12 protein-coding genes are annotated in these 13,591 nt (G+C 66.0%); 4 read left to right on the top strand and 8 right to left on the bottom strand.

What is annotated here, in order from left to right; genetic code table 11:
• Window positions 1-64: 64 nt before the first annotated feature.
• Both GH665_RS12525 and GH665_RS12520 read left to right on the top strand, forming a co-directional pair.
• Complete coding sequence (locus GH665_RS12525) at window positions 65-1,039, top strand: ABC transporter permease subunit (RefSeq protein WP_153136124.1); 975 nt, start codon at window positions 65-67, stop codon at window positions 1,037-1,039.
• Window positions 1,036-1,809, top strand: a complete 774-nt coding sequence (locus GH665_RS12520) for an ATP-binding cassette domain-containing protein (RefSeq protein WP_153136123.1) — start codon at window positions 1,036-1,038, stop codon at window positions 1,807-1,809. The genes GH665_RS12525 and GH665_RS12520 overlap by 4 nt, the downstream gene beginning before the upstream one ends.
• Before the next feature lie 16 nt (window positions 1,810-1,825).
• Here GH665_RS12520 and GH665_RS12515 read toward each other — a convergent pair whose 3' ends face one another.
• From GH665_RS12515 to GH665_RS12480, 8 genes are all read right to left on the bottom strand, one after another.
• Window positions 1,826-3,163 (bottom strand): LLM class flavin-dependent oxidoreductase, encoded by a 1,338-nt coding sequence (locus tag GH665_RS12515; protein WP_153136122.1) that lies wholly within the window; start codon window positions 3,161-3,163, stop codon window positions 1,826-1,828.
• 29 nt (window positions 3,164-3,192) lie between these two features.
• Complete coding sequence (locus tag GH665_RS12510) at window positions 3,193-4,920, bottom strand: dipeptide ABC transporter ATP-binding protein (RefSeq protein WP_153136121.1); 1,728 nt, start codon at window positions 4,918-4,920, stop codon at window positions 3,193-3,195.
• Window positions 4,917-5,786: an ABC transporter permease gene (locus tag GH665_RS12505; protein WP_153136120.1), complete on the bottom strand. Its 870-nt coding sequence runs from the start codon at window positions 5,784-5,786 to the stop codon at window positions 4,917-4,919. Before GH665_RS12505 ends, GH665_RS12510 begins: the two co-directional genes overlap by 4 nt.
• 14 nt (window positions 5,787-5,800) lie before the next feature.
• Window positions 5,801-6,850, bottom strand: a complete 1,050-nt coding sequence (locus GH665_RS12500; RefSeq protein ID WP_153136119.1) for an ABC transporter permease — start codon at window positions 6,848-6,850, stop codon at window positions 5,801-5,803.
• A gap of 40 nt (window positions 6,851-6,890) precedes the next feature.
• Window positions 6,891-8,564 carry an ABC transporter substrate-binding protein gene (locus GH665_RS12495; protein WP_246216198.1) on the bottom strand — a complete coding sequence of 558 codons (1,674 nt, stop codon included), beginning with the start codon at window positions 8,562-8,564 and terminating at the stop codon, window positions 6,891-6,893.
• Window positions 8,565-8,567: 3 nt separating this feature from the next.
• Window positions 8,568-10,208, bottom strand: a complete 1,641-nt coding sequence (locus GH665_RS12490; protein ID WP_153136118.1) for an ABC transporter substrate-binding protein — start codon at window positions 10,206-10,208, stop codon at window positions 8,568-8,570.
• A gap of 94 nt (window positions 10,209-10,302) precedes the next feature.
• Window positions 10,303-10,842: a GNAT family N-acetyltransferase gene (locus GH665_RS12485; protein ID WP_153136117.1), complete on the bottom strand. Its 540-nt coding sequence runs from the start codon at window positions 10,840-10,842 to the stop codon at window positions 10,303-10,305.
• Window positions 10,839-11,951, bottom strand: a complete 1,113-nt coding sequence (locus tag GH665_RS12480) for an MsnO8 family LLM class oxidoreductase (RefSeq protein WP_153136116.1) — start codon at window positions 11,949-11,951, stop codon at window positions 10,839-10,841. The genes GH665_RS12485 and GH665_RS12480 overlap by 4 nt, the downstream gene beginning before the upstream one ends.
• Before the next feature lie 3 nt (window positions 11,952-11,954).
• Between GH665_RS12480 and GH665_RS12475 the strand changes: the two genes are divergently transcribed.
• The gene (locus GH665_RS12475) at window positions 11,955-12,233 is read left to right on the top strand and encodes a hypothetical protein (RefSeq protein WP_153136115.1); all 279 of its coding nucleotides are present in this window, start codon (window positions 11,955-11,957) and stop codon (window positions 12,231-12,233) included.
• Window positions 12,230-13,561, top strand: coding sequence for an NtaA/DmoA family FMN-dependent monooxygenase (locus GH665_RS12470; protein WP_153136114.1), 1,332 nt, complete (start codon window positions 12,230-12,232; stop codon window positions 13,559-13,561). Before GH665_RS12475 ends, GH665_RS12470 begins: the two co-directional genes overlap by 4 nt.
• Window positions 13,562-13,591: the final 30 nt, after the last annotated feature.

The following is a 13,591-nucleotide window of genomic DNA, read 5'->3' as shown; positions in this document are numbered from 1 at the left end:
CGTGTGCGCCGATGCGCGCACGCGGGCGTCACTCCCGATCACCCCCGAACTCCCGGACGGTTCGATGGATAACTCACGGCTCGACAGGCTCGCGCTGATCAGCAAGGTGTGGCCCTGGCTTTTCCTTGCTGCGTTACTGGTGTTCTTCGAAGTCTGGGCGCGGATTTCGGATCATCGCTCGTTTATCTTCAACGCCTACAACCTGCAGTCGATCGGACTCGCGGCCAGCGCGCCGCTTCTGCTCGCGATTGGCCAGACCTTTGTGATCATCACCGCGGGCATCGATCTGTCGGTGGGATTCGTGATGGGACTGGCGGCCGTGTGTGTCGCGCAGTTCACGCTATTGGGCAGCGGCTCGCCGTGGGTCCTGCTGTTTTCCATTCCGCTGACCGTCGCGGTGTGCGCGATTCCCGGACTGGTCAACGGCGTACTGATCGCGCGGCTCGGTGTACCCGCCTTTATCGGCACGCTCGGCATGTACGGGGTTGCCCGAGGCGTGGGATTTCTGGCGGCGGGAAGCGGCATGACCGTGGCGGTGGACAACGCCGGTCTCGCCTGGCTTGGCAGCGGCTGGACTCCGGTGATACTGACCGCAGTCCTGCTGATCATCATGCATTGGGTGCTGTCAAAGACGCGATTCGGGCAGTACACCTATGCAATCGGCGGCAATCCCCAGTCGGCGATTCGCGCGGGGATCAATGTCAGGCGCCATCTGCTCGTGATCTATCTGATCGCCGCCGCGTTTGCCGCGATTGGCGGCATCGTCTATACGGCGCGCTTCGCTGCGGGCGCTGCCAACGCAGGAGAGCCGATGCTGCTCGACTCGATTGCGGCGGTGGTGATCGGCGGGGCGAGTCTGTTCGGCGGAACCGGCAATGTGATCGGCACGCTGATCGGTGCGTTGATCATTGCGGTGATCGAGTTCGGGCTGGTGTTCATCGACGTCAACGCGTTCTGGCAGTTTATCGTGGTCGGCATTGTCATCATCATGTCGGTGCTGATCGATCAGTACAAGGAACGTCTCGGAGGCGCCCAATGAGCACCCCGATCCTCGAGGCGCGCGACATCTCGATTCGTTTCGGCGGCGTGGAGGCGCTCCGGCGCGTCTCGTTGCAACTGATGGCGGGGGAAGTGCTGGCGCTGGCGGGCGACAACGGCGCGGGCAAATCGACCCTCATCAAGATCATCTCCGGTGTCTATCACGCCGACGCGGGCCAATTGCTGTTCAACGGCACAGCCTTGCAGATGCGCGACCCGCAGGACGCGCGCGCCCAGGGGATCGAGACGATCTACCAGGATCTCGCGCTTGCCGATAACCTCGATGTCGGGAGCAACATCTTTCTCGGGCGTGAGCCGACGCGCCGTCAGTTCGGGCTTCAGGTGATCGACCGGCCGCACATGGCGAAGGTTGCACGCGAAGTGCTCGAGCGCCTCGACATCGTGATTCCCGAACGCAAGCTCAAAGCGCCGGTGAAGATGCTCTCGGGTGGCCAGCGGCAGGCGATTGCGATTGGCCGCGCGATTTACTGGAATGCGCGCGTGCTGATCATGGACGAGCCGACCGCCGCGCTCGGCGTACCCGAACAACGCAAGGTGATGGAATTGATCGCCGCGCTGAAAGCGCAGGGCGTGTCCGTGATTCTGATCTCGCACAATCTTCACGACATCTTTGCGATTGCCGATCGCATCGTCGTACTGCGGCGCGGTGAGGTCGCGGGCGAACGGCTCGTAGCCGGGACCAGCGGCGACGAGATCGTGCATCTGATGGTGGGGGACACCTACGCGAACGCGGGCGGGTCAGGTCACTGAACAGCGCCTCAGAAACTCACGCCCTCCGCGCGAACTGGTTGACCGGATAGTCAAGCCCCAGGTGCTCGCGCAGCGTCGCGCCTTCGTAATCGCGCCGGTAGGCGCCGCGCTCCTGCAGGATCGGTACGACCTTGGTGGCGAAATCGGTGAACGCGGCCGGCGTCCCGCCGCGCACGATAAAGCCGTCGGTCGCGCGCGCGTCGACCCACGCCTGCAGCCCGTCGGCGACCTGCTCGGGCGTGCCGGCGAAGCTCGGGCGCGGCGTCGCCGCTTCAAGCGCCACCTCGCGCAGCGATAATCCGCGCTCGTAAGCGTCGCGTTTGATGGCGTCGGTGGTACTGCGGAACTGGTTGCTGCCGAGTTCGCCGAGGTCCGGGAACGGCGCGTCGAGCGGATACTGCGCGAAGTCGTGGTGATCGAAGTAGCGGCCGAGGTAGTCCAGTGCGTTATCGATCGTCACAAGCCGTGCTGTCTCCTGATAGCGCGCCTCGGCGTCGTCGGCCGAATCGGCGACGATCACACTGATGCCCTGGAACACCTTCAGACTGTCCGGCGCCCGGCCGTGCGTGGCAAGCCGCTTCTGCACGTCCGCATAGAACGCCTGCGCGAGCGGAATCGTCTCCTGGCGTGTGTAGATCGCGTCCGCATGTTCGGCCGCCACGCCCTTACCGTCCTCGGACGCGCCCGCCTGGAACAGGATCGGGCGCCCCTGCCGCGAACGGGCGATATTGAGCGGCCCCGCGACCGAGAAGAATTCGCCGCTGTGGTTCAGTGTGTGGAGCTTGCCGGGATCGAAGAACACGCCGCGCGCCTTGTCGCGCACGAACGCATCGTCCTCCCAGGAGTCCCATAGCCCCTTCGTGACGTTCAGGAATTCCGACGCGATCCGGTAGCGCAGCGCGTGTTCAGGATGTTTGTCGCGCGAGAAATTCTTCGCGGAGCCCTCGAGCGGCGACGTGACGACGTTCCAGCCGGCGCGGCCGTCGCTCAGATGATCGAGGCTCGAAAACTGGCGCGCGACCGTGAACGGATCGCTGTATGACGTCGACAGCGTGCCGACGAGACCGATCCGTTCAGTGATGGATGCGAGTGCCGACAATAGCGTCAGCGGCTCGAAGCGGTTCAGGAAGTGCGGAATCGATTTCGCATTGATGTGCAGGCCGTCCGCGACGAACAGCAGGTCGAACTTCGCGGCCTCGGCCTCGCGCGCGAGTTGCTGGACGAAGCGCACGTTGATACTTGCGTCGGCAACGGCGTCCGGGTGCCGCCAGGCAGACATATTGCCCGATGGCCCCTGGATGATCGCGCCGAGATGAATCCGGCGCGGCGACGCGGTGGTGGAGAACTGGCTCATGATGGACTCACGTGGAAAAGGGAGGAGCGTCATGCGAATGCCGCGTGCGGCTCCCGCTCGGGCAGGCTCGGCAGTGCAGCGAGAAGCGACGCGGTGTACGGATGCGTGGGCGCGTTGAACACGCGCTCGACCGGCCCGGTTTCGACCACGCGCCCGTGCCGCATCACGATGATCCGGTCGGCGACGTGATGGACCACACCGAGATCGTGCGAGATGAACAGCATCGCGGTGCCGTGTTCGGCCTGCAGGTCCGCCAGCAGATCGAGCACCTGCGCCTGGATCGACACGTCGAGCGCGCTGACCGGTTCGTCGGCGACCAGCAGCGCCGGATTCGGCGCGAACGCACGCGCGATCGCAACGCGCTGCCGCTGGCCGCCTGACAGCTCGCGCGGATAGCGGTCGTAACAGCCGGAGCCGAGCCGGACCTCGTCGAGCAGTTGCAGCACGCGGTGCCGGCGCGCGTTGCCACGCACGCCGCTGGCGTCGAGGCTCTCGCCGATGATCTGGCCGACCGTGTAGCGCGGATCGAATGAACTATAGGGATCCTGTGCGATCAACTGGAGACCGGCACGGCGCGGGCGGCGCACGGATTCCGGCAAACTGCTCCACGGCTGGCCGTCGAGCGTGACCTGCCCGCTGTCCGGCGCGAGGAGGCCGAGCACGATTCGCGCGACGGTCGACTTACCCGAGCCGGATTCGCCGACTATGCCCAGCGTCTCGCCTTTCGCGAGGGTGAACGACACTTCGTCGACCGCCGCGGGGGCGTCGGGCTGCGCGCCGTAGCGCTTCGTCACCGATTCCACTGATAGCACCCAGTTCTCGCCGACGATCCGTTTGTGCGGCAACGGAATACGCGCGCCACCTGCCGGATTGTCGGTGGACCGCGTGTCGGGCGCGAGCCGGAAGCCGCGTGATGCGGGTCCCGGAATCGCGGCCAGCAACTGCCGTGTGTACGGATGTCTCGGTGCGCTCAGCACCTCGTGCGTCGCTCCCTGTTCGACCACGCGGCCCGCGCGCATTACCAGCACGCGGTCGGCGAGGTCGGCGACGACCGCCAGGTCATGGCTGATCAGCAGCAGCGCGTCGCCCGCATCGCGGCGTGCCCGCAGCAGCGCGAGAATCTGCCGCTGGACTGTCATGTCGAGCGCCGTGGTCGGTTCGTCGGCGATCAAGAGCGATGCGCCGCCGGCGATCGCGGTGCCGATCAGCACACGTTGCCGTAAGCCGCCCGACAACTGATGCGGATACTGCGGCAACCGGCGCGCCGGATCGTCGATACCGACCGAGCGCAGGAGGTCGGCGCTGCGCTCGCGGACCTCGCGCGCCGGTACGCCGCGTTGCGCCTCGGCGACGAGATCGCGGACCCGCCACAACGGATCGAGCGACACGAGCGCGTCCTGCAGCACGTAGCCGATCTGGCGGCCGCGGATGGCGCGCCAGTCGCGCTCACGATAGCGGCGCGCGTCTTTGCCGGCGATCTCGAAGCGCTCCGCGTGCCATTCGGCGTTCGCACCGTTCAAGCCCACCAGGCTGCGCGCGGTAACGGACTTGCCGGAGCCCGATTCGCCGACGAGCGCGACGCATTCACCCGCATGCACGCTCAGGTCGAGCGGACCGACAACGGGCTGCGTTGCGTGCCGGCCGCGAAAACCGATGGTCAGATTCTCGATACGGACGACCGGCTCGCCGCGCGGGTTGACATTAGCGGCTGCCCGCGCGGAAGCCACGGGAAGTTCGGAAATGACGGCGGAACTCATACGGCCTCCCGGCGTTCGAAGCGCGCTTGCCAGTAGCCGCCTAGCGCATTCACGGCAACCACCGCGAGCGTGATCGCAACGCCCGGCCAGACGGCGATCCACCACGCGTTGTACAGATAATTGCGGCCCTCGGCGAGCATTAGCCCCCATTCGGCGGTCGGCGGCTGCGGCCCCATGCCGAGGAAGCTGAGCCCCGATGTGCCGATGATCGCGGTGCCGAGCCCGATCGTCGCAAGGACCGGCACCTGGGCGATCGCATGCGGCAGCACGTGCCGCCAGACGAGCACCCATGATGGGAGGCCGAAGGTCTTCGCCTGCTCCACGTAGCCGGATTCGGCGACCACGAACGTCTGCGCGCGCACGACCCGCGCGAAACGCGGCACCGATGCGACGCCAAGCGCGAACAGCAGGTTGACCGCGCCCGGCCCGGTGAACGAGATCAGCATGAGTGCGAGCAGCAGGTCCGGGAACGCCGAGACGACGTCGAGGAAGCGGGTGATCAATTCGTCGAGCCAGCCTCGCGCGAGTCCGGCGACCAGGCCGAGCAGGGTGCCCGCGAGTGTTGCGACGGCAATCGCCGCCGCGCTGATCGACAGCGAATAGCGCGCCCCGTAGACGACCCGCGCGAAGATATCGCGGCCGAGCTGGTCGGTACCGAGCCAATGCTCGGCGCTGCTGCCCAATTGCGCGGAGACCGGGTCTGCCGCGAGCGGATCGTAGCGGGTCAGCCACTCGGGCGCGAACACCGCAACGACGTTGAGGATCAGGTACAGCGCAGCCAGCGCGAGGCCGGGATGGCGCCATACCCAGCCGGCCGCGCGCAAGCCCGCGCGCGTGCGGTACGGCAATTCGAGAGGGACGGACATAAGGAATCTCCGGTTCAGCGGCGCGTGCGCCGTTCGCGCAGGCGCGGATCAATCAGCAGATAGAGCAGGTCGACCGCCGTGCTGAGCACGACGTAGATCGCCGCGGACAGGATCGCGATTGCGAGGATCACGGGCATGTCTCTCGCGAGCACGGCGTCGACGGTGATCTTGCCGAGACCCGGCCGGCCGAACACTTGCTCCGTGATGACGGCGCCGCTCAGGAGTCCGCCGACCAGCCAGCCGGCGAGCGTGACAGCCGGCAGCGCCGCGTGTCGCAGCGCATGCCGCACGCGCAGCGCGAACTCGCCCACGCCCCACGAGCGCACGGTCAGCGCGAACGGTTCGTCGAGCGCGCGTTCGATGCCTTTGCGCAGCACGCGGCCGATCACGGCGCCCTGCGCAAGACCGAGCGATAGCGCCGGCAATACGATCGACGAAAAGCCCCGATCGCCGGCCACGGGGAACAGCCTCAGCGTGAAGCTGAAGACGAACAGCAGCATGATCCCGAGCCAGAATGACGGCGTCGACGCGAGCAGGAGTTCGAGGCTGGAAGCTGCGCGGCTGCCCCAGCGGCGGCCGGCGCTCAGCACCGCGAGGCCGACCGCGAACACGATCGTCACGACGAGCGCGGCGCCCGTCAGCTTCAGCGTCGGCCATAACTGGCTGATCACGAGCGGCGCGACCTCGGTGTTGAGGATGTACGAGCGGCCGAAATCGCCGTGCAGGATGCGCCACAGGTAGTGCAGATACTGCAGATAGAGCGGCTCGTCGAGCCCCCATTCCCGACGGATTGCCGCCTGGATCGCGGGTGTGCTCAACTGTTCGCCGATCAACAGGCTGACGATGTCGCCGGGCGCGATCTGCACGGCGACGAACGAAAGTGTGACGGCCGCCCACAACACCAGCACGCCGGTGACGAGGCGCGTCGCGACGGGCGAGCGCAGCCACGGCCTGCTCTCCGTGCGTCTGGCGGCGCGTGCGGTGGCGGCCGGGGCGATCAGCGAGGCGGGCGGCGCAGATGGCGTACCGGCGCCGGGGTCGGGAAGGGTGGTCGGATGCGTCATGGTCGGATTACCTCGTGCTTGCGATGTCAGGCGGCCGGCGTCAGGGCGCGTCGAGCCACACGTCGTACGGCGTTTCCGGCATCTGCTTGAAACTGCGGAACGACAACCCGTGCACCCGCGTGCTTGCCGCGATCTGGTCCTCGGGCTGATACAGCGGAATCGCGTAGGTTTCGTCGACGATTACCGTCTGCTGCAACTGGCTGTACAAATGGGCGCGGGAGGCATCGTCGCGCGTGCGCGCCGCCGCGTGCAGCCAGTCGGCGAGGCGCGGATCGGCGGTGCGGCTGTAATTGATCACGCCGCCACGGTCGACCGGCAGATAATGGTTTTCGGTGTCGATGCCGTCGGTGTCCGTATTCGAATTCGGGATCGCGCCGAAGCGCCCGCTGTTGCGTACGTCCACGTAGGTGCCGGCGTCGACGTAGCGGATCTTCAGCTCCACGCCGAGCCGCTGCCGCGCCTGTGCCTGCACGCCCTGCAGCAGCACGTCGCGCTGATCGCGCACGGTGGCGAGCGCCTGGACAATGTCGATCGACAGCCGGCGTCCGTCCTTCGTCCGGTAGCCGGCGCTGTCGCGCGCTTGCCAGCCGGCCTGGTCGAGCAGCCGGTTCGCGAGCGCGGGATTGTTGCCGTAACGATGTTCGATGCTGCGGTCATACAGGGGATCGACCGGTGACGTGATGCCCCACGCGCGCGTGCGCTTGCCGCGATAGATCGCGGCGACGAGCGCGTCGAGATCGAGCGCCTGCAGAAGTGCGCGGCGCACGAGCGGATCGCTCGTCGGCGGCTGCGTGACGTTCAGATACAGCGAATACGGCGAGCCGGTGTTGAGCGCGTGGAGATAGCGCAGGTTCGGCTGCTTCTCGATCAGGCCGGCATCGTTGCCCGAGATGCCCTCGATCGCGTCGACCTGCGCGGACAACAGCGCACCCGTGCGTACCGACGATTCGGGCAGGAACCGGTAGACGATACGATCCAGATAGGCCGGACCCTGATGGCCGGCCGTCGCGGGTGCCCAGCAATAATCCGGATTGCGAATGAAATCGGCTTCTTGCCCTTTGCGGTACGACGCGAGAATAAATGGGCCGGTGCCCGCGACGTCGTGCCCGCCCGCTTTCAGTTGCGGCGACGCATACGCGGCGGGCGAGATCAGCTTCAGCGCGGCCGCAAACGACAGGAACGGCGCATACGGCTCCCTCAGCGTCAGTTGTACCGTATGCGGATCGAGCGCGCGCGCCTCGGCGAGGCGGGTTGCGATCCCGCAGATGCTCGAGCCCGCGCAGTACGACGGGTCGCGAACCTGCTCGAAGTTCTTCACCACAGCGGCCGCGTTGAAGGCCGTGCCGTCGGTGAACTTCACGCCGTCGCGCAACGTGAAGGTGTAGGTCTTGCCGTCGGCGGACACCTGATAGCCCGTCGCGAGCCACGGCACGTAGCTGCCGTCAGGTTTGCGCGCGAGCAGCGATTCGAAGCTGGCGCGCAGGATCAGCTCGGCCTTCGCCTGGCCGTTCAGTTGCGGGTTGAAGGTGGTCGGCTCGGTCTCGACGCCCCACGTCAGCGTGCCGCCTGATGGCGGCGCGGCGAATGCAGTGCTGGGGGCCGCCGCTGTTGCTGCGGCGAGCAAACCGGGCGCCAGCGCGTGGCGTACGAAGCGCCCACCCGCCGGCGGGAGGCGGCCAGCCGGTTTTCGGTTCTCGATGACGGAAAGTGCCACGGCTTATTTCTTCAGCCAGATGTCGTAGGGGTTCTCGGGCATCTGCGCAAACGGACGGAAACGGATGCCCTGCACGGTCTTCGCAGCGGCGATCTGATCTTCCGGCTCGTACAGCGGTACGGCGTACGCTTGCTGGTTGATCGCGAAGCGCTGCAGTTCGCCGTACAGTTTCTTGCGTTCCGCGAGATTCTGCGTCTGTGCCGCTGCCTGCAGCCAGCGGCTCAACTCGGGCGCCGGTGCGCGGCTGTAGTTGAGCGCGCCACCGCGATCGACCGGCAGGTAGTGACCTTCGATGTCGATCCCATCGGGCGGCGTGTTCGAGTTCGCGATCGCCCCGTACTTGCCGCTCTTGCGGGCGTCGACATACGTACCGTCGTCGACATACTGGATTTTCAGATCCACGCCCAGCCGCTGCCGCGCCTGCGCCTGCAGGGCCTGCAGCAGCACGTCGCGCTGGTCGCGCACGGTCGCCTGCGCCTGGATCACGGTAATCGTCAGCCGTTCGCCCTGCTTCGTCCGGTAGCCGCCCGAATCACGGGCGCTCCAGCCGGCTTCGTCGAGCAGCGCGTTCGCGAGCTTCGGATTGTTGCCGTAGGTGCGCTCGACGCTGCCGTCGTACAGCGGATCGATCGGCGACGTGATGCCCCACGCGCGAGTGCGTTCGCCGCGATAGATCGACTGGATGATGCCCGTGACGTCGAGCCCTTCGAGCAGCGCGCGGCGCACCGTCACGTCCTGCGTCGGGCCATACGTGACGTTCAGGAATAGCGAATACGGTGTGCCCGTGTTCAGTGCGTGTTGATAGCTGAGGTCCGGATCCTTGCGGATCAGCGTGGCGTCGTTGCCTGACACGCCCTCGATCACGTCGACTTGTCCTGACAGCAGCGCGCCGGTGCGCACCGACGATTCCGGCAGGAACCGGTAGACGACGCCATCCAGGTACGCGGGGCCCTGGTGGCCGGCGGTCGACGGCGCCCAGCGGTAGTCAGGATTCTTGACGAACTCGATATCCTGACCTTTCACGTACTTGCGCAGGATAAACGGTCCGGTGCCGGCGATATCCGGGCCGCCCGACTTGAGGCCGGGCCGGTCGAACGCATTGGGCGACAGCAGCGGCAGGCGGCCGGCGAACGTGAGAAACGGCGTATACGGCGCGTCGAGCGTGATCTCGACGGTATGCGCGTCCGGTGTTTTCACGTCGCTGACGTGCGAGATCAGCCGCGACAGGTTGCTGCCCGCCGAATACGCGAGGTTGCGTGCATTGAGAAAATTGCGGGCGACCGCCTGGGCGTCGAACGGCGCGCCGTCAGTAAACTTGACGCCGTCGCGCAGCGTGAACGTGTACGTCTTGCCGTCGGCGGACACCTTGTAGCCGGTGGCGAGCCACGGCACGAAGCTGCCGTCGGGCTTCTGGGCGAGCAGGCTTTCGTACGCGTTACGCAGCAGCAACTCGACCTTGTCCTGGCCGTTCAGTTGCGGATTGAGCGTGCGCGGCTCGGTTTCGACACCCCAGGTCAGCGTGCCGCCGGATACAGGCGCGTTCTGCGCGAACGTCAGATGGGGCAGCGTGAGCAGCAGGGCGGCCAATGCGGCGCGTCGCGATGCCCGGTGGGCAGACAGCAGCGCCGGAAACGGAAATGTCATGGATCAGATACCTTCAGGAGAAGAGCAGGGAATGGAAGACCGTGTCGCGGTCCCGGAATGACGCGGTCCCCTGGATGCCGGCTGCCGTTGTGGCTTATGCCGCTGGCGCGTCCCGGTAAAGCTCCGGAATCAGAATCTTGCGCAACCAGACGAGCGGTGTGCCGAGTGCATTGATCGAACGATGGAACGCTACGTATCCATGCCGTTCGTAGTACGGCTTCAGCCACGGGTGTTCGACAGCTGTGGCGAGGTAGGTGGCCGGCGCCTTGACCTGCGTCTTCAGGAAAGTGTTCTCGACGTGCTCGAGCAGCGTGTTGCCGAGCCCTTGCCGCTTGTAATCGGGCGCAACCGCGAACCAGTGGATGAACGGATGCGGCGTCAGATGCCGGTCCTCCGGAGTCCACGGGAAGCGCACAGTGAGCGTTGCAGCCAGCGCCTTGCCGCCGCCCGCCGCCGACTCGCGTTCGAGCACGAAGGTGGTGTGACTCGCGACCGTGTGGTGAACCCGTTCGATTGGCGAGCGCGTGATCGTGAAGTGAACGCCCTCGCGAGTTAGCGGCGCATAGGCTTGTTGAAGCAGGTCGTACAGGGCCGGAACGTCGTTCTCACCGGCGATGCGAATGTTGTCGGTCATTTTTCTGCCACTTCCAGGGAAGGGTGGGCGCGGGTCAAGTTTTTGCGCGTCGCGGCTTGCGTGTCGTCGCGGCCGCCGGCGAGCAGGCGGATCGACGCGATGCGCGGCGCTGCCTCGGTGATCGGCGTATCGACAATGAACTCGGCGGGGCCATAGCGGCGCTGCAGTTCGCCGAGTTCACGCAATGCATCGTCGCGCGTGCCGTGGACGATATAGGTCTCGCGTTCTTCGATCCGATGCACGCCGCCGCCCGACTGGCGAATGAATGCATGGGCCTGTTCGAGACTGCCGACGTTGACGGCCTGAGCATCGCCCACCTGCACGCGAAAGCGCCGGAAGCCGTCGGCAAGCCGGGCGGCCTCGGCACGCGTCTCGGCGACGACGACCGAAATCGCGAGCAGCGGCGCGCGTCCGCCGGACGCGGACCGGTAGTGCTCGAACGCACGCTCGATGTCGGCGGGTGCAGCGTTGATGTGCGCGGCGTAGACGAAATCCCAACCAAGCTGCGCCGCGAGCGTCGCGCTGTCGACGCTCGCGCCGAGCAGGAACGGGCTGGCCGATTCGGGCGGCAGCGGTGTCACGCGCAGCACAGCTTCATTGTCGTCACCGTCGGCTGCCGGCGGTTCGGTTGCACGCAGATACTGGTTCAACGCGGATGCCAGTTCCGTGAAATCGCGCCGGTGTGACGGCTCGCTGCTTCCTTGCAATGCGCGTGTCGACAGCGGTAAACCACCCGGTGCCTTGCCGATACCCATATCGACGCGGCCGGGCGCAAGCGCGGCTAGCAGATTAAAGTTCTCCGCGATCTTGTACGGACTGTAGTGCTGCAGCATCACACCGCCTGAGCCGACCCGAATCCGATGGGTGTGCGCAAGCACGTGCGCGATCAGGATTTCGGGTGTTGGGCAGGCAAGCCCGCTCGAGTTGTGATGCTCGGCGAACCAGTAGCGGTGATAGCCCCACATTTCAGCGGCGCGGGCAAGTTCGACGCTGCGCGCGAGCGCGTCGGCTGCGCTTTCGCCAGCCGCGATCGGACTCTTGTCGAGAATGCTCAACCTGAAAGCCGGCTTCGCAGCAACGTGGTCGGGCTGGCTGGCTTGATATGTCATTGCATGGGAATCGAATATGGGGCAGATAAATCGAAACAGATGATTCGATTCGGCATCCGACATTATTTTCATGACGTATCAGCCGGTCAAACAATCAAGAAGAATATCGAAAGCCGAAAATATTTGTTCCGGACGACAGGATGGGTTGAGGTATGGTTTAAAAATAAACAAGGAATCCTCATGCATGAAAGAACAGGGCGGCGGCAAGGAGGCCGTGGCAACCGTGTCGCGCTATCGAAGTGTGCGGCGCAGTGCCGCTTGAGCGACGGGAGTGCAGCATGAGCGTCGCGCGCAGGCGCTTGAAGACGCTGGTCGGCGCAGCCAACGTGCTATATGCGAGCGGCGACGCGGAGGCCGCGAAGGGTATTCGCCGCGCGGCGGCACTCGCGCGCACCGCGGAGGCGGAAAAGATCACAGGTCTTTTCACGGCGGACCTGCTGCAGGCGGACCCGGCCGGACTGGTGGGCGGCACCGGCAGTCAGGAGCCGATCGTCGCGCTTGCCGCGCTGAGTCAGGCGACGTCGCATATCGGGCTGGTCGCGACGGTGTCGACCACTTACCACCATCCGTACAACATCGCGCGGCTGATCGGCACGCTCGATCACGTGAGCGGTGGCCGCGCCGCATGGAACGCAGTCACATCGTCGGTCGGCGAGGAGAATTTCGGCGACGGCACGCTGCCCGACCCGGCGCGCCGGTATGCGCGCGCAACCGAATTCGTCGAGATCGTCAACGCGCTGTTCGACGCAAACGATCCGGCAGCCTCGCGGCGCACGCCGTCAGGTTCGGTATCGGTAGACCCCCGCAAGCTCGGTACGATCGACTATCGTGGCGAGCATTTCCAGGTACAAGGGCCGCTCAACGTGCCACCGCCGCCGCAACAGCGGCCGGTGCTGTTTCAGGCCGGGCAGTCGGCGAGCGGCGTGACGCTCGGCGCACGTTACGCGGAAGTCGTCTACACATCACAACCTACGCTCGACGACGCGCGCGCGTTCGTGACCGAACTGCATCGGCAGGCGGCCGGTTTTGGCCGCGCCAACCGTTTGCCGTTCGTGATGAACTCGTTTCACTCGGTGATTGGCGAATCTGACGCGGACGTCGCGCGGCGGCTGCGCGACAAGCACGAGCGGATCGACTACGAGCAAGGCCGGTTGAAGCTCGCCGACATGCTCGGCGGCGGCATCGACCTGAGCGAACTGGCGCTCGACCGTCCGTTACCCGAAGCACTGTTGCCGGTGGTCGACAGCGTGAACCGGCGGCGCGGGCGCGTGGAGATATTCCGCCGCTACGCGTTGCAGGGACACACGTTGCGTGAGCTGATCATTCGCGCGCAGGAAACGGGCCACTGGTCTGTTGCCGGCACGCCGGAGCAACTCGCCGACGCGATCGAGGAGCGGTATCGCGCGGGGCTGGTCGATGTGCTGTCGCTGCATGGGCTCGGGCAGCCGGACCAGCAAGACCTGCTGTTGAACGGGCTGCTGCCGGAGCTGCGCCGGCGCAACCTGATCGACACCGACTATCGCGGCGACGATCTGCGATCGAATCTCGAGCTGCCGTCGCTGCAGGCAGGCGCGACCGAAGCGAGGCGGTACGCAGTGAATGCCGGCTGAGCCAATGCTGAGCGGACGGATCGCGTTAAA

It is taken from the genome of Paraburkholderia agricolaris, assembly GCF_009455635.1.
In the GTDB taxonomy this organism is placed as follows: Bacteria; Pseudomonadota; Gammaproteobacteria; order Burkholderiales; family Burkholderiaceae; genus Paraburkholderia; species Paraburkholderia agricolaris.
This window is presented reverse-complemented; position numbering and strand designations above follow the sequence as displayed.

Excerpts from the sequence above, each read along its gene's own strand:
- GH665_RS12525 (WP_153136124.1), top strand. The coding sequence starts at position 65 with ATGGATAACTCACGGCTCGACAGGCTCGCGCTGATCAGCAAGGTGTGG.
- GH665_RS12520 (WP_153136123.1), top strand. The coding sequence starts at position 1,036 with ATGAGCACCCCGATCCTCGAGGCGCGCGACATCTCGATTCGTTTCGGC.
- GH665_RS12515 (WP_153136122.1), bottom strand. The coding sequence starts at position 3,163 with ATGAGCCAGTTCTCCACCACCGCGTCGCCGCGCCGGATTCATCTCGGC.
- GH665_RS12510 (WP_153136121.1), bottom strand. The coding sequence starts at position 4,920 with ATGAGTTCCGCCGTCATTTCCGAACTTCCCGTGGCTTCCGCGCGGGCA.
- GH665_RS12505 (WP_153136120.1), bottom strand. The coding sequence starts at position 5,786 with ATGTCCGTCCCTCTCGAATTGCCGTACCGCACGCGCGCGGGCTTGCGC.
- GH665_RS12500 (WP_153136119.1), bottom strand. The coding sequence starts at position 6,850 with ATGACGCATCCGACCACCCTTCCCGACCCCGGCGCCGGTACGCCATCT.
- GH665_RS12490 (WP_153136118.1), bottom strand. The coding sequence starts at position 10,208 with ATGACATTTCCGTTTCCGGCGCTGCTGTCTGCCCACCGGGCATCGCGA.
- GH665_RS12485 (WP_153136117.1), bottom strand. The coding sequence starts at position 10,842 with ATGACCGACAACATTCGCATCGCCGGTGAGAACGACGTTCCGGCCCTG.
- GH665_RS12480 (WP_153136116.1), bottom strand. The coding sequence starts at position 11,951 with ATGACATATCAAGCCAGCCAGCCCGACCACGTTGCTGCGAAGCCGGCT.
- GH665_RS12475 (WP_153136115.1), top strand. The coding sequence starts at position 11,955 with ATGGGAATCGAATATGGGGCAGATAAATCGAAACAGATGATTCGATTC.
- GH665_RS12470 (WP_153136114.1), top strand. The coding sequence starts at position 12,230 with ATGAGCGTCGCGCGCAGGCGCTTGAAGACGCTGGTCGGCGCAGCCAAC.